This is a genomic window from Shewanella sp. MSW (assembly GCF_007636515.1).
Lineage (GTDB): Bacteria > Pseudomonadota > Gammaproteobacteria > Enterobacterales > Shewanellaceae > Shewanella > Shewanella indica.
In genome coordinates, this window is the sequence record NZ_LVDR01000011.1 from 52,095 (window position 1) to 67,434 (window position 15,340).

Consider the following 15,340-nt stretch of genomic DNA (forward strand, 5'->3'; position numbering starts at 1 on the left):
ATTTCACAGATAACGGGGGTGGTGTGAAAATTTATGCTTTATTTCTTTGAGACCATAGCTCGCTAATAACAGTGCTAAAGCGCCCCCAAGACTTTGCCTTTACTTCTTCCTCAAACCAAATTGATACACCAACACTATATTCATCAACCTTACGCTTTTCCTTGAGGATTATTGCTATCTCATGTGGTCTAGGTTTGTATGAGTTTTCAATCCTTTTGACAAGTTCAGGGTCTGCCAAAACTTCCGCTATTTCTTGCTGCATAACAGACTTAGGCTTTTGAGACTTCCCTCCTCCTCTTTGAGATTGTACTCGTTGTTCACGAGCCTTTTTCGACTCTCTGACTTCAAACCTCAACAATTCATCCAGAGGCCGCACTATTTTACTAATAACAGAATTTTGCTCGTCCTCTAGCTCAACCAGATCAGCACCTTGGTTCAGTGCATCGTGGATTTTGTTTTCAAATACGCAGATACACGCTGCTATCCATACGGGAAACCAGTCATCCATATGCCCATTTGGTGGCGTTCTGTTAAATAACGCCTGATAGACCTCATAATCAGCATTTTCAAGCTGATAATTTACTTTTCTTTCAATGACATTTTTTAAAAATGGTTTAACCCCTGCTTTGGGTTTCCTTCCCTCTCGATTCTCGCTTAGCACATTGATTAGTTGCGGAACATTCCAAAACAGCTCACAAACCGTCTTAGCTTCATCCATTAGCCGTTCATAAATCTCTATTGGTACATGATTCATCATGAAGCCATGAGCACTAAAATTTGCACTGTCGAGTATTCTCATAAGCTCAGCGTGCTTTTGGCTCTTTTGACCAATCTGTTGCCACAGCCCATCATTCAAAGAAATGAAACACTTTGAGTCCCTTATCTCGAATGTTGTCTCTTTGCAGCTACCATTCATCCCTGTTTTCCTGTTATTACGATTACATTATCTCGTGCGACTTCGTTTAACTTCGCTTCCCACGCCTCAAGTGCTCGGCGCTTTTCGGGCAAGTAGCTGTAACGGTCATAGTGTTTGCTTGATACATCATTGAGCGCATGGTTTTGTAGGCGGTCACGCAAGTCTTTTGAAATGCCCAGCGCCCCCATCAGGGTTTTACAGGTGCGGCGCAAATCCCTTGCCACAAATGCTTTAAAGTCGGGTTTAGCCTCCCGATAACGGCTAATGCCTTGGGATAGCGAATCCATGCGGATATGCTCGCCAATATTGAAGCGGTGCGGGAAGATGAACGGGTTCAACGGGTCGCGTTGCTGGTGGAGTTGCTCCAGTAGCGTTAGGGCTGTGTCAGTTAACGGTAACAAGTGGGGGCGCTTGTTTTTAGAGACATCGGCAATAATCTCTAACGTCTTTTCGTTCCAATTGATGGCATCCCAACGGCTTGAGGCCAGTTCATAGGGGCGTTGTCCGCCTGTGTAAATGCAAAGCTGAATGAGCTTAGCCACATGAAAGCCCATGCGAAAACCTTCGCGGCTCTCCATATCGGCCATGAGTAAACGCACCTCATCAAAATTTAGGTAGTTTTCGCCCACTCGCTCAGCCGATGTTTGCTTGGGGATTGCGGCAACTGGATTGAATTGGATACCAAACAACACATTGCTGCCGATATGGGCGGGATCGTTATCGTGCTTCAGGCCATAGTTAAATGCTGCCATCAGGTAGGAACGGACACGATTACTTTGGGTTGCCGAACCTCGGCGGATCATGCCGCCCAACACCAGCTTAATATCATCGGTTGTCACATCTTTGGCTTTGGTGGCTGGTGGGATTAAGGGCAACACCTCTTTGACCAGCGCCGCCATGACAGCTTTATGGGTGCGCTTACCATCTGCCGCCATTTGCTGAGTGTAACCACTGAACAATTGCTCAATGCTGCCCTTTTTGGCTTCTTGTTGCTGCTTGGCTTCTTGCTCGGCTTTGTCTTTGGCTTGTTCAACCTTGGGATCAATGCCGTCTTTAATCATCCCCGCAAGCGGGACGATTTTCTCTCTGGCTTCGGCCAATGAGATAGACGGGTAGCGACCTAATGCAATGTATTGGCGTTTGCCGTCCATCTGATACTTGAACGCAAACTCTTTGGCTCCAGTGGTAGACACCCTCACCACTAACCGACCTGCCCCGCGCTCTCTGGTGGAGTCGGTAAGCTCATATTTACTGTCTTTGGGTTTAGCGCCTCGGATCTCACGCTCTGTTAGCGTTGTGCCTGCCATGATTCCGCCTCGTGCCTTTGGGTGCTGTAGTGGGTGCTGTAGTGTTGTGACTCACTAAGATAATACGCCACAGAACGGGACAATTGGAAGAATAACAGGTTATTGATTAAGCTATTGTTTTTGTCTCATTAGATTAATTTATGGTCTCATAATGTTTCAGCAAAATCATGACTCATAATCGTTAGGTCCCCAGTTCGAGTCTGGGAGGGGCCACCATATTTTTCGAAGGCTTAGCTAACTCAATTTAGCTAAGCCTTTGTTGTTTCTGGGTATGTTTATTTTCTATCACTCAGTTGTGCGAACAAGCCCCATGTGTGCTCTGCATTGGCTTACGGGCCTGGATACAAGACGTGGTTCGCAGCAAATAGCCCTAGTCCTTTGCAAGAAGCACAACACAGCAGGCATTTAGAACGAAGATAAATAATCTGGAGGAAGAAGTCAGCGGAATTTCAACTCAGTATGTTGCTCACCAAGGTTTCTCTGTACTGCTGGAATCTGCCCTTGCCACAAATGTCGCTTCACTTAGAGGGACGACTGGATGCTCACATCGAGCTATGACAGGCTGACACAGAATATTGCCCCCTCCACTGCACTTACTGAATACAACAAAGTCATTATTATTAAACCAAATACCAAGCACCCATCGTTTTCAACAATTTCTTACTCGAGTATCACTTTTAATCAACCACAACAACTTCGCCAGTGATTAACTCTTTATTCACTCAGCTACCCTATGTCTCATAAATTTCCGCCTCCATTGTTAAGCTAAGCAAATTACCACCTTTCGCTTCAATATAACCACCATCAAGGTAATAGCAGAACAATTCTGAGTCACGCATTAGATCGATAAAAACTGGATTGCCATTATCAGTTCCGATCGTAATGCAAGATCTGCATTGTTCAATGGTTAAAGGAGAACTACCGGAAACTTCCAATTGAGTTTTGATGAAGGCATAAAGCTGATTAAAGGTGTTGACAGTGTTTTTATCTATCGTGATTTCATCAATAAGCTCACTCTCCGGGAACAAATAGAACTCACTCCCTCTGTAACAGACAGCTTCAGCCGTATCAATACTATTGAGCCATTCCGCATAATAACTTGGCAATATCACAATTACTCCCCTTCAAAAAACAACATCTAAGCAATGCAAACAATTTTAACGAACAAAATAATGACGCATTGCGATTCAAACTTAATGCCATAGCCAGTTCTTAAACATTTAATCTACTCTCCGGCGAAACTTGATCACTTATCAATTCAACAAGAGATTTAGCAACAAATTTGGCCTCGTCCCAGCCTAAATCACCACAATTAGCGATGTAATAGCCAGAAATTTCTCGCTGTTCAATTTTTGCTACGCAAATATTACCATTTCCATCCATACAAATAGGTATTGAGTTAGGCATATATTTCTTTAACTCGTATATATCCTCACCGAGTATTTCTATGATTGAGAAAAATTGCAGCTCTTTAAAACCAAAAAAGATGTCCGCCCCATTACTGTTCTGCCACCAATCATAAAACTCACTTGGTAAGCTCACACCAAAAGCCCCTTCAAGCTCTCTAATCGATTCTCTACTTACTCCCGGTGGTTTGTTTACGTATTCCATATCGTCCTTTATGCGTCACGCCGACAACAGCTAATCGTAGCGAGGTTAAGCCCAGAATGGGCAATACTAATTAGCATATTATTGTGTTTTTTTTACATATTTCATCAATTTCTTCTAGAACCAAGCTTAGAGAAGAGTTTTGTTCATTTTGCTTGAGTCTTTCTGCCAATGCTTTCTGAAGCGTTAGCAGCTCCTCTTTTCTGCAACGCAAATGCCAGATATCAGCCTTTGATGGTGCTCCCATTATTTTTGATTCTAGTAAGTTTGAAAGCTTAAAATTCCGGTGCAGGATCAGTGCGCCTATTTGTGAAATACTGAAATCTACCATTTGGTCTCTTTAACAAAAATCAAGCTATCCATTATAGAATGACAAATTAATCTTCTTTCTGTCTGCATCCAAGCAGCGCTATATGGTTTAAGCTCTTTGAAATCGAAAGAGAGCCTTGAGTTGTAGAGCTTTGATGAAATCGAACTTATTTCAGTCGTGCTAACCTCTACCTAGGATTCATTGTCCACGTCTTTAAGCTTGGGTTTACTTGTTTTTTCCTTGCTTTTCATCCCGTTTTTTTGAGCTATAAAATACCTCAATGGACTAACCCTCAATTCTGTGATGATCAAAGAGGTAAACCCGAAAGCACTGACTGCAATCAGAAAAACATTCACAAAACTGATGGAAACTAAGGCTCCGTAAAGAGAAATAGAAAATAGAAACGTGTAGATGATACCGAGAGGTAAATCTCTAGTACCAACATCATATTGGCCTTTTGCCCAATCATAGGTAACCGATACCGGGTTGGTTAAGCCTCCTAAACGAATAATTATCGTATTACCTTGAATCTTGATATTGTACCCTTTGCTTTCTAGTTCATTGGCCAGTTCATTCATCAAGAAACTCCTTTTCCCAATTAAGGCATCAAAAAAATCTAGCAACCCACTAAAAGTTTATTTTTCGCTCAAACATTGTTTGGTACTTGAGCATTCTTTGGTCAAAATCTAGTGTTCAACTATTGTTAGATATCCATTTTTCCTTTGAGCTCGGCGAAGACGTGTTAACACCGGGCAGAAGTTGGGCGCTTTAAACGCCGCAAACTCTCCTTTTTCGTATGCGATACCAGTTAACTCTGCTAGTTCAAACAAGACTGCTTCGCTATCAGCAACAAGCTCAGAATACCTCATGACCCAATTCAAACCTACTAACAGCTGTAGGGTAAGCATACGCGGTTTCCAAAGCTATTATCCACTAGGAATACGTATATCATTATGACTTTATTGATGTTTTCAATTTCACCAGCAGATTAACGCGAAAACCGTCGATAACAGGCGCGCTTTTGCGGAGCATTTTGCTGCAAGCATAGCTACCGCACGGATACGAAACTGACTTCGTCCCTGAAGATACCCCAAAACCGCCGAGAGCAGCCCTGGAACTGTGTCAAGACAATATTCCCTATATGGCCTACTACACCAGGAGTTATAATCGCTTGCCATTAAGAGAAAAAGCCTAAAATAAGCGGTTGAATTGTATCTACAATAACCAGATTGGGTGAGCGAAACAATCGCCAATCGGAAGAAATTAAGTAAAAGCGAAAAAAGGGAAAAGCACAACAAACAGGTCTGTCTGCCGACCCAGAGCACATAAGGGACTTGGTCGCACCTTCCTTAGCCTAGGGCACCTAAATGATTGGCTATTTGGGATAGTTAGTTGCTCTCTTTTGCGATTCAACTCATGCTTGTTTAGCTTTAGCAATCAGGAATGTGAAGCGGATTACAGCAGTTTGCAGCAAAACACTCTAGGGTAAGTTAACCCTAACAACGAGAGGCAAGCTCTCGGCTTTAAACAGGAATCTCAGATGTCTGATACAGATAAGGCGTTTTTTCAGCGTGCCAGTGAACTCATCGAGTTGGCTAACAAACAGAACCAGAATACTGAAGTCCAGACCGGTGAAGTCAGTGCCTCTTTCATGTATGCCCTGGCTCGTTACAATGCCTGGTTCGGCTCTACCGGTTTTGCCACCAAGGAGCAGATGCAGTCGAAGAAGCAAGAGATGATGGATTACTATATGGAGCGCTACAAGGAGATGCTCGAAGGCTCGATGGACGACTATATCGAGAATTTCGACCACTACCGCGCAACGCAGAAGTAAAGCCGCCATAGTCTTTCAAAATGCCCGGCCAGATGCCGGGCGTTTTATTTTGGAAAAATGGGTTAACTCATGTTTAAAGCCCTTCCCTGGCCTATCGATTTTACCAGCCTCGGATTAGCCCCTAACTCAGATAATCAGTAGCCGCTGATATCTGGGCTCATGTCTAAGCTATTTTCCAGACAATTGCTTGAGTTAATACTTAAGCTTTTATGCCGCTTTGTGGTCTTGCTCCTAAACTGAGTCTTAAAAGAGTGACCCGCAGTCTCGACCCTGAAAGGCTTGAGGCTTATGCTATGACACCTGTTTTGATAGTTAGACAGGTTTTGGCGCAACAGATATCCGGATTAAAACGCGATATGAAACTCTGCTCACGCTACAACCTAAGGAGACACTTGTGACACCCGCAATCGATCTCGCCACCAAGGCGGGGATCTCTTTTACCGTTCACGAATATCACCATGACAAGAATGCCCCTTCCTACGGCGAAGAGGCCGCCAGTGCGCTTGGACTGGATCCCAACAGGGTATTCAAGACTCTACTGGTCAGCAGCGATGAAAAGTCACCGCCACTGGCGGTGGCCCTGGTGCCGGTGAATCATCAACTTAGCTTGAAATGCGTTGCCAAGGCGATTAAGGCCAAGAAGTTGGTGATGGCCAATCCGCAATTGGCGCAGCGTTCATCCGGCTATCTGGTGGGTGGCATCAGCCCTCTGGGGCAGAAAAAGCAGTTACCCACAGTGATAGATGCCAGCGCCCAGGAGTTTGACAGCATCTATGTCAGCGCCGGTCGCCGTGGGCTGGAGATCTGTCTTGCCGCAGAGGACTTGGCCAAGCTCTGCCGCGGCAGTTTTGCGGCGATTAAGAGCTGAATCGTAAGCGGCCAAAGCAAAAGCCCCGCAACTGCGGGGCTTTGTTATATGTGGCTCTGAATACCTTTTACAAGAAGTAAACACTAACTTCTGGCGGTGTAATCACCAACACCCAACCACTTGTAGGCGGTTAGTGCTTCCAGCCCCATGGGGCCTCTGGCATGCAGTTTCTGAGTACTGACAGCCACCTCTGCGCCCAGGCCAAACTGGCCGCCATCGGTGAAACGGGTGCTGGCATTGAGATAAACCGCCGCCGAATTCACCTGGTTCATAAACTCGGTAGCGGCGATGATATCATCCGTGAGGATAGCCTCAGAGTGACCGCTGGAATAGCGGCGAATATGGCCTATGGCCTGCTGGATATCATCGACCACCCGGATCCCCAGATTGAGGGATAACCACTCGGTAGCAAAGCTATCCTTACTGGCGGCGGCCACTTGCTCAGCCCCAAGAATCGCTACAGTCTCAGGGCAGCCTACCAGCTTAACTCCGACATCGACTAAGGCCTTGGCCACCTTGGGCAATGCCTCCTTGGCTATCTGCTTGTGCACCAACAGAGTATCGAGGGCGTTACATACGGTTGGCCGCTGCACCTTGGCATTGAGGATGACAGGAATGCCCTTCTCCAGATCGGCCGCCTTATCCAGATAGAGATGGCAGATGCCGATACCGCCGAGAATAACCGGGATAGTTGCCTGCTCGGCGCAGAGCCGCTGCAGCTTGTCGCCGCCGCGGGGCACTATCATATCCACATATTGATCCAGCTTGAGCAGGCCGGTAACCAGGGTACGATCCGGGTTATCTATAAGCTGCACCGCATCTTCCGGCAAGCCACTGGCTTTAACGCCCTGGCGAATCGCCTTGGCCAGCGCCAGGTTGGATTTCAGGGTTTCCTTGCCGCCACGGAGGATCACCGCATTACCGGTTTTAAGGGCCAGCACGGCGATATCCACAGTCACATTGGGCCTGGCCTCATAGATAACGCCTATCACCCCCAGTGGCACGGCGCGGCGACACAGGCGCAAGCCGTTATCCAACACCCGGCTGTCATACTCGCGGCCAATGGGGTCGGCAAGGGCAATCACATTGTCGATATCGGCTATCACTCCGGCCAAGCGCGACTTATCCAGCAGCAGTCTGTCTATCATGGCCGCGTTGAGACCGGCCTCTTTGGCCGCGGCGACATCCTGCTCATTGGCCGCGAGAATAGCCGCTTCATCGGCCTTGAGAGCGGCAACGATATTGTGCAGCAATTGCTGCTTGGCGGTGCCGGAAAGATTGGCCAGGGCAAAGCTGGCTTCCTTGGCCTTTTGCCCCAGTTGTTGCAGATATTCAGCTGTCATAAAACCACCATGTCGTTGCGGTGCACTATTGCATCACCATAGTCATAGCCGAGCAAGGATTCAATGTTATCTGAATGCTGGCCCGCGATACGTTTGAGGGCCACGGCGCTGTAGCGACAGATCCCCCGCGCCAGTTTACGGCCCTTGGGATCCAATAGTTGCACCGTAGCGCCACGTTCAAACTCGCCCTCGACAGCAATAATCCCCTTGGACAGCAGACTGCGGCCCTTTTCGGTTACCGCCCGCACCGCGCCTTCATCCAAAGTCAGTTTCCCCTTGGCCTTGGGTCCGGCAAGGATCCACTGTTTGCGGCTCTCCAGCGGGGTTTCGATGGCGCAGAAGTGAGTCCCCACTGACTCGCCGGCAACGATTTTTTCTATGGCGTCCGGATGATGGCCCGAGGCGATAACCACCTCGATACCGGCGCGGCGAGCTATGTCGGCCGCCTCCAGCTTGGTAGCCATGCCGCCGGTACCCAAACCGGAAACCGAGCCGCCGGCCAGTTGCCGCAGGCTGTCATCGATATTGACCACTTCGCTGATCAGATGAGCATTGGGATTATGGCGCGGATCGGCATCGAACAAGCCTTTTTGGTCTGTCAGCAGGATCAGCAAGTCGGCATCGCACAAAAGCGCTGCGCGGGCAGACAGGTTGTCGTTGTCCCCTACCTTGATCTCATTGGTGGCAACGGCGTCGTTTTCATTGATGATGGGGATAATATTCTGTTTCAGCAGCGCATTCAGGGTATCTCTGGCGTTGAGATAGCGCTCGCGATCGTGCAGATCCGCCCGGGTCAGCAGCAACTGCCCCACGTGCAGACCATAAATACTGAACAACTGAGCCCAGGCCAGGATCAACTGGCTCTGGCCCACGGCCGCGAGCAACTGTTTGTTGGCCATGGTATCCGGCAACTCCGGATACATCAGGTGCTCGCGCCCGGCGGCAATGGCGCCGGAAGTACACAAAACCACTTCGATACCGGCGCGCATTAAGGTCGCCATCTGCCTGGCCAGCTCGACCATATGGGCCTTGTCCAGGCGCTTGCTGCCGGAGGTAAGCACACTGGTACCCAGTTTTACCACTACCCGGCGGTAGCGTGTGTCACTCAAGTTCATCACTTGTATTTACTTAAAAAAGTCGGGGATAAATCTTATACCCAATCCGTCGCCGGATTCCTAGCGGCAGTCGGCATTCAAGCGGACAAAATCGTTATTTATTGCGATATCTCATACAAAAAGGGCCATACCAAGTATGACCCTTAATAAATGCAGTTTATAAAGCAGATGCTCGCGCTTTAGCCTTAACCGCCGTAGGCAAACTTGAGAATAAACAGCAGCGCCAGTGCCACCACCCCGGCATTGAGATCGCGAAAACGGCCGCAGAGAAGTTTAATCGCCGCAAAGGCGATAAAGCCAAAGGCGATCCCCGTGGCTATTGAGAAGGTCAATGGCATCAGCAGGCAGACCACCACCACAGGGGCGGCTTCGGTCAAATCTTCCCACTCCACATGCACCAGGCCAGACATCATCAGAATCGCCACATAAAAGAGGGTGCCCGCGGTTGCATAAGCAGGCACCATACCGGCCAGCGGCGAGATAAAGAGTGAAGCCAAAAACAGCAGCCCGACCACGACGGCGGTCAAGCCGGTACGGCCACCGGCGCTGACGCCTGAGGTACTCTCGACATAACTTGTGGTGGTCGAAGTACCCAGCATGGCCCCGGCAATAGTGGCAGCGCTGTCGGCGGTCAGGGCGCGATTGAGTCTTGGCAGGCGGCCCTTATCATCCAGGAAACCACCACGCTGCGCCACGGCCACCAAGGTGCCAGAGGTATCGAACAAATCCACAAATAAAAAGGCGAACACTACGGAAATCATGCTGATCTCCAGCATGCCGGAGAGATCCATCTTCATAAAGGTAGGCGCAATGGAGGGCGGCATGGATACCAGGCCACTATATTGCACATCACCAAAGGCCAGCCCTAGCAGAGTGATGGCCAGAATGCTGAGGATCACCGCCGCCTTATATCCACGCTGAACAAAAGCGATGATCAGGAAGAACCCCAATACCGACATCAGTGCCGGAAATGCGGTGATATCCCCCATACTTACCAGAGTCGCCGGATTGGCAACCACAATACCGGCACTCTTGAGGCCAATGAGCGCCAAAAACAAGCCGATACCTGCGGCAATACCGAGGCGCAGCGACATAGGAATAGAGTTGACCACCCATTCCCGAATTCGTACCAGGGAGAGGATCATAAAGCAGATCCCGGAGAGGAATACGGCGCCAAGCGCGGTTTCCCAGCTGTAACCCATTTCACCCACAACTGTATAGGTAAAAAAGGCGTTGAGACCCATTCCCGGCGCCAGGGCGATGGGATAGTTGGCCAAAAGCCCCATGACCAGACAACCTATCGCCGCCGCGATACAGGTCGCCACAAAGACTGCGCCCTGATCCATACCGGCATCAGCCAGCATTGAGGGGTTAACGAAGATGATGTAAGCCATGGTCAGAAAGGTGGTTAGACCCGCCACAGCTTCCTGCTTCAGAGAGGTTTTGTTTTGTTTTAACTTGAACAGTTTTTCCAACATGGAACCAGGTTCCTTGAATTTGAGTGTAGGGAGGTTTGTGACACTTCTTTAACGAGGTCATCGGCGGCAGATTATAGGGAGTTTGCGCTGATCAGACCAGCACCAGAGTACTTAGTCGGCCTGTGGTATCCATTAATTGCCCACCAGCTCACAATTTATTCACATTTTGCTGCGAACAAAAAAAAGCCTGCTCAAAGAGCAGGCCAAGACATGTATCAAGCACCCAAAAGGGAAAGAGTCTACCGCGCTAGCGGGTAACACCTGGCAACAGAAGCAAAACCTCTATTGCAACTTGAGTCTAAATACACCACAAAGTGGTGAACAAAGGTTGATGGATGATGGAACTACTTAAAGGGGTAGTCAGCCCTTAAAACTCATGGCGAACATGCCGCCGCGCAAAACCTGACAATCAAACCAGGTGTTGCTCCAATAAACTAGGTTGTTTTTGCCTGTGTAAGACATAGCCGATACTCCTAACAAAGTTGTGAAATAAATACTCTAGTGAAGCTTGGCTCGGTTCCCTGGAACTAGAGGTTCTCATATCCGTGGAGACAACTTGTCACTCATTTCCCTGGAGATAGTTATCCATCCTGGATTGACTAGAGGTGGAAGGCGCTTGCCTAACCAACGAGAGCTATTATAGCCATTTGTAATTTTATTACAAGTATCAAGGCTAAAAATTTAAAACACGCCTAAAAATGTAAGCCAATTACATAAACGTTACACAAGATTTACCCATGGCACTTAATGATACACTTCGAAACACAATGAATAAAAAATATTACCACTTGATTTTAAAGAAATAATAGCAAAACAAACCAAACCAACCTCATCCAGATTAAGTAAAATCTAACGCTGTAATTGACTGTCAGTCAGCGCCCAAATGTTAGTCTGCCAACGGAGGTAAAAGCGTGATCTCAAAGAGGTAAGACCAGTTAAGGTGAATTAGATCACCCGGTTACAGGATTGGCTAAAAATCCTTCTGAAAGTTTTCTGTTGTTTTCAGGGTTAGTAGTGGATGACGATTCAAACGGCTTCAAGTCAGCTCTGACCCAACCGCTTGCAGTGGAGAACTTAGACAAGATAGCGCCTAGCAAATGTCGGGGCTAGGTAATGCCAATATAGCGGTCGCCAAATGAACAAAAGCAAACTGACAGAGTACAGGGATAACCCGGCCGACGACATCGACCGGGAGGCGTTGAGGGCTTACTCAGTCATATAGGCAAACAACCCAAGCAGCGGCGCCGCCGTAGGTTTGCCATAGAGGGGGTCACCTTCTGTGGCACTGCCGGCAATATCCAGATGACTATAGGCCATAGGCTGAGCGTCTTTTACCCCGTGTTGTGCCAATCCGGAAGCCTTTAGCAGGAAGGCCGCCGGATACTGGTGCCCTCTGGCGGTAACCGATGAGGGCGCATTATTGGAAGAAAGTAGCTCTGAGGCACCGGAAACATCACGCACCTTGGCAAAATCTTCCTTACGCAAACGGGACAGCTCCAGCCCCTCACCGTAACGCTCGGCGCTGGCTTGCAACCGCTTGGGCAATGCCTGTTGCTCGGCAACGGCGTTGGCTACTATCGCGCTGTAAGAGCCATAGGCTCGCACCACATGGCCGGTCAGGGTTGCCACAGAGAACAGCTCGGGCGCCGCATTGCCCTGCGCCTTTAAACGCAGATGGGACAGCAAGTCGGCCAGCACCAAGCGCCCTTCGGCATCGGTATTGCCGATCCTGACCCTGACACCCGAATGGGCTGTGATGATTTCGTCCGTAACAAAGGCTTCGCTGCCTATACTGTTGCGTACCAGCCCCAGTTCAGCCACCACGCGAATGCCTTTGGGCTTGAGTAATGACAAGGTCTTCATCAAACCGGCCACGGCAGCCGCGCCGCCCTTGTCACGGCTCATACCGGCCATGGCGCCGGCCACTTTCAGATCGGCGCCGCCTGTGTCATACACCACGCCCTTACCGGCAAAGAAATAACTGTGCTGGATGTCACCTTCGCCGCGGTACTCCAATTTAACGACTCTGGGCTGATGTCTGGCCACGGCAAAAGAGGCTCGCGCCACGGCACTCAGCAAGGGATAGTCCCGCTCCAGAATGTCTCTGTCTTCCACGACCTGCAGCGACAGCCCTGAATCTTTAAAGGTGTTGAGGCAGTAATCAGCAAAGGCAGGGGCGCCCATGCGCTCGGGCTCAGTGCCGCAAAGATCTCTGGCAAGGTTGCGACCGGCTTCAATGGCATTGAGCATGTCGGCATCGGCGCCGTTCAGCACCCCTATGGCTTCTATGCTGTCAAGGGCGGTGCCCGCTTCCCGGGCTTCCAATGGTTGCCATAGCTCCTGCGCCATTGCCAACGCCGCAACCAGATCGGCCTTGGCGTATTCATCGCCCAAGGATACAGGCTTATCGACCCACAGCAGCGGCCTTTTAGCTCCTGCGTCTCGGGCGATGGCGATACCTGCCCTGGCAGCATTGGCAAAGGCGCGCACATCGTCATAATCGCCAAGCGGCGCGACCGGGGCGATAATCAAGCGGCCACCGGCAAGCCCGGGAGCAAACAACAGGGTCGGGCTCTTGCCCACCCGTTTGTCGACTTGAGCTCCGTGGGAGGCCAGTATCGCCACCTCTTCGATTGGACACGCCGTCACATCGGCGCTGACCACCAGCAATGCATCCCAGCCTGCCTCACTGAAAATTGCATCCTGGTCAGTAACATCAATAAATTCAACCATGACCCATCCTAATTATTTTTTATTGGCGCCCAGCATTATTCCCTTTCCGGCGCCGGATTACCATTATCTGGCTGGCAAGTTTCGCTGCCACAAATAAACAATTGTCCCAACTGGGTTCTGCGCCCTTAGGCCGCTGTGTGATAGACTGGTGACAACTCGCGCTTGGCCCGTTCCAAGCCCGCCAACCAGACGAAAAGATCAGGAGTTTGCTGTGTCCAGTCTCAGCCAATTGCAACCTCAGCCGCTATGGCAGTGGTTTGAACAAATCTGTGCCATTCCTCACCCATCCAAGCATGAAGCCGCGCTCAGCCAGTATATTCAGAGCTGGGCCAAAGACCGTCAGCTTGAAGTTATCGAAGATAAAGTCGGTAACCTGATTATTCGCAAAGATGCCACTCCCGGGATGGAAAACCGCAAACCCGTGGTGATCCAGGCCCATATAGATATGGTGCCGCAGAAAAATGCCGATAAAGAGCATGACTTCGTCAAAGATCCGATCCAGCCCTGGATTGATGGCGACTGGGTCAAGGCCCAGGGCACGACTCTGGGTGCCGATAACGGCATAGGCATGGCATCGGCGCTGGCCATTCTCGGCAGTGACGATATTCCCCACGGGCCGCTGGAAGTGCTGCTGACCATAGATGAAGAAGCGGGTATGACAGGAGCCTTTGGCCTGGAAGCCGGTATGCTTCGCGGTGAAATCCTGATCAACACAGATTCAGAGCAAGAAGGCGAAATCTACATGGGCTGCGCCGGTGGCGTGGATGCCGAGATCGCCCTGCCAATGGTCTGGGAAGCCACAGGCGAGGGTTTCCAGGCATTCAACCTGACGCTCTCCGGGCTCAAGGGTGGCCACTCGGGGGTGAACATTCACCTGGGACGAGGTAATGCCAATAAGCTGCTGGCCCGTTTTCTGTTTGAACACAGCGAAAGCCTGCAGCTGGAACTGGCCGAATTCAACGGCGGCTCGCTGCGTAACGCCATTCCCCGTGAAGCCAGTGCCACTATTCTGGTACCGGCCGAACAAGCCACAGCGTTGAGCGAAGCCGCCGCGGCTTTCCAGGCGCTGCTTAGAGAAGAGCTGGCGGTTGCCGATCCGGCCGCTTGCCTGACTCTCACCGAAGTGCCGCTGCCTGCCAAGGTGATGAGCGAGCAGAGTCAGAACACTCTTATCGATCTGCTGCATGCCTGCCCCAACGGTGTCATGCGGATGAGTGACGAGATTGAAGGCGTGACCGAGACCTCACTCAACCTCGGGGTGATCAATACCAGCGAACAGGATGTCAAACTCCTGTGCCTGATCCGCTCCTTAATTGACTCTGGTCGCAGCCAGGTTGAAGGCATGCTGATCGCCCTGGCCAACCTGGCCGGTGCCGAGATTGATCTTTCCGGCGCCTACCCAGGCTGGAAGCCAGACAGCCAGTCTCCTGTAATGGCGATTGTGCGCGACACCTATCAGGACATCTACCATAAAGAGCCGGTGATCATGGTGATCCATGCCGGTTTGGAATGTGGCCTGTTCAAGGAGCCCTATCCGGTCATGGATATGGTGTCTATCGGCCCCACCATACGCTTCCCCCACAGCCCGGATGAAATGGTGAATATCACCACAGTGGGCCAATACTGGCAGCTGCTGTTGGCGGTACTGGAACGTATTCCCGAAAAGGCCTGATACCTTGATTAAGGCACTTAAGCCTTGAATAGATAGCGCCAAACGACTTGGCGTGGCAGCCAGGCGACAAGTGAGTGGCTCTCCATCAACATGGGCAAACTATGTGATTGGGGTAAGCGAACCTTGCCAACACAAATGCCACTTCAATAAAGGCAA

At 49.9% G+C, this 15,340-nt stretch carries 13 protein-coding genes and 1 tRNA gene; 4 read left to right on the forward strand and 10 right to left on the reverse strand.

The genetic code is table 11. From position 1 onward, the window contains the following. Positions 1–31 precede the first annotated feature (31 nt). Together AYI96_RS13180 and AYI96_RS13185 are read right to left on the reverse strand one after the other, a co-directional pair. Positions 32–916, reverse strand: coding sequence for a hypothetical protein (locus AYI96_RS13180; RefSeq protein WP_144361746.1), 885 nt, complete (start codon positions 914–916; stop codon positions 32–34). Beyond that, a complete protein-coding gene (locus AYI96_RS13185; RefSeq protein ID WP_144361747.1) occupies positions 913–2,223 on the reverse strand; it encodes a tyrosine-type recombinase/integrase in 1,311 nt (436 codons plus the stop codon). Before AYI96_RS13185 ends, AYI96_RS13180 begins: the two co-directional genes overlap by 4 nt. Before the next feature lie 122 nt (positions 2,224–2,345). Here AYI96_RS13185 and AYI96_RS13190 point away from each other — a divergent pair. After that, positions 2,346–2,439 (forward strand) — tRNA-Met (locus AYI96_RS13190). 515 nt (positions 2,440–2,954) lie between these two features. Here AYI96_RS13190 and AYI96_RS13195 read toward each other — a convergent pair. The 4 genes from AYI96_RS13195 to AYI96_RS13210 all read right to left on the reverse strand — a co-directional run bounded on the left by AYI96_RS13195 (position 2,955) and on the right by AYI96_RS13210 (position 4,719). Then, positions 2,955–3,335, reverse strand: coding sequence for a hypothetical protein (locus AYI96_RS13195; protein WP_071476912.1), 381 nt, complete (start codon positions 3,333–3,335; stop codon positions 2,955–2,957). Positions 3,336–3,435: 100 nt separating this feature from the next. Beyond that, on the reverse strand, positions 3,436–3,834 hold the full coding sequence (locus tag AYI96_RS13200) for an SMI1/KNR4 family protein (RefSeq protein WP_039034267.1): 399 nt from the start codon (positions 3,832–3,834) through the stop codon (positions 3,436–3,438). Positions 3,835–3,904: 70 nt separating this feature from the next. Next, positions 3,905–4,162, reverse strand: coding sequence for a hypothetical protein (locus tag AYI96_RS13205; RefSeq protein ID WP_144361748.1), 258 nt, complete (start codon positions 4,160–4,162; stop codon positions 3,905–3,907). Between the two features lie 170 nt (positions 4,163–4,332). Next, complete coding sequence (locus tag AYI96_RS13210; protein ID WP_144361749.1) at positions 4,333–4,719, reverse strand: hypothetical protein; 387 nt, start codon at positions 4,717–4,719, stop codon at positions 4,333–4,335. A 962-nt stretch (positions 4,720–5,681) separates the two neighbouring features. Between AYI96_RS13210 and AYI96_RS13215 the strand changes: the two genes are divergently transcribed. Both AYI96_RS13215 and ybaK read left to right on the forward strand, forming a co-directional pair. Next, positions 5,682–5,975, forward strand: coding sequence for a DUF3144 domain-containing protein (locus AYI96_RS13215; RefSeq protein ID WP_025009906.1), 294 nt, complete (start codon positions 5,682–5,684; stop codon positions 5,973–5,975). A gap of 394 nt (positions 5,976–6,369) precedes the next feature. Continuing rightward, a complete protein-coding gene (gene ybaK / locus AYI96_RS13220) occupies positions 6,370–6,843 on the forward strand; it encodes a Cys-tRNA(Pro) deacylase (protein WP_028780679.1) in 474 nt (157 codons plus the stop codon). 83 nt (positions 6,844–6,926) lie between these two features. On the opposite strand, the gene AYI96_RS13225 is transcribed toward ybaK, so the two are convergent. The 4 genes from AYI96_RS13225 to AYI96_RS13240 all read right to left on the reverse strand — a co-directional run bounded on the left by AYI96_RS13225 (position 6,927) and on the right by AYI96_RS13240 (position 13,512). Further along, positions 6,927–8,186, reverse strand: a complete 1,260-nt coding sequence (locus tag AYI96_RS13225) for a glutamate-5-semialdehyde dehydrogenase (protein WP_144361750.1) — start codon at positions 8,184–8,186, stop codon at positions 6,927–6,929. Further along, positions 8,183–9,301, reverse strand: coding sequence for a glutamate 5-kinase (gene proB / locus AYI96_RS13230; protein ID WP_039034272.1), 1,119 nt, complete (start codon positions 9,299–9,301; stop codon positions 8,183–8,185). The genes AYI96_RS13225 and proB overlap by 4 nt, the downstream gene beginning before the upstream one ends. Positions 9,302–9,486: 185 nt before the next feature. Then, on the reverse strand, positions 9,487–10,779 hold the full coding sequence (locus tag AYI96_RS13235; protein WP_039034273.1) for an NCS2 family permease: 1,293 nt from the start codon (positions 10,777–10,779) through the stop codon (positions 9,487–9,489). A 1,206-nt stretch (positions 10,780–11,985) separates the two neighbouring features. Then, a complete protein-coding gene (locus AYI96_RS13240) occupies positions 11,986–13,512 on the reverse strand; it encodes a leucyl aminopeptidase family protein (protein WP_144361751.1) in 1,527 nt (508 codons plus the stop codon). A gap of 211 nt (positions 13,513–13,723) precedes the next feature. Between AYI96_RS13240 and AYI96_RS13245 the strand changes: the two genes are divergently transcribed. Beyond that, a complete protein-coding gene (locus AYI96_RS13245; RefSeq protein WP_039034275.1) occupies positions 13,724–15,184 on the forward strand; it encodes an aminoacyl-histidine dipeptidase in 1,461 nt (486 codons plus the stop codon). Positions 15,185–15,340 lie beyond the last annotated feature (156 nt).

What these genes read in the sequence shown, in the direction of transcription:
- AYI96_RS13180 (WP_144361746.1), bottom strand. Translation starts at nt 916, where the DNA reads ATGAATGGTAGCTGCAAAGAGACAACATTCGAGATAAGGGACTCAAAG.
- AYI96_RS13185 (WP_144361747.1), bottom strand. Translation starts at nt 2,223, where the DNA reads ATGGCAGGCACAACGCTAACAGAGCGTGAGATCCGAGGCGCTAAACCC.
- AYI96_RS13200 (WP_039034267.1), bottom strand. Translation starts at nt 3,834, where the DNA reads ATGGAATACGTAAACAAACCACCGGGAGTAAGTAGAGAATCGATTAGA.
- AYI96_RS13205 (WP_144361748.1), bottom strand. Translation starts at nt 4,162, where the DNA reads ATGGTAGATTTCAGTATTTCACAAATAGGCGCACTGATCCTGCACCGG.
- AYI96_RS13210 (WP_144361749.1), bottom strand. Translation starts at nt 4,719, where the DNA reads ATGAATGAACTGGCCAATGAACTAGAAAGCAAAGGGTACAATATCAAG.
- AYI96_RS13215 (WP_025009906.1), top strand. Translation starts at nt 5,682, where the DNA reads ATGTCTGATACAGATAAGGCGTTTTTTCAGCGTGCCAGTGAACTCATC.
- AYI96_RS13225 (WP_144361750.1), bottom strand. Translation starts at nt 8,186, where the DNA reads ATGACAGCTGAATATCTGCAACAACTGGGGCAAAAGGCCAAGGAAGCC.
- proB (WP_039034272.1), bottom strand. Translation starts at nt 9,301, where the DNA reads ATGAACTTGAGTGACACACGCTACCGCCGGGTAGTGGTAAAACTGGGT.
- AYI96_RS13235 (WP_039034273.1), bottom strand. Translation starts at nt 10,779, where the DNA reads ATGTTGGAAAAACTGTTCAAGTTAAAACAAAACAAAACCTCTCTGAAG.
- AYI96_RS13240 (WP_144361751.1), bottom strand. Translation starts at nt 13,512, where the DNA reads ATGGTTGAATTTATTGATGTTACTGACCAGGATGCAATTTTCAGTGAG.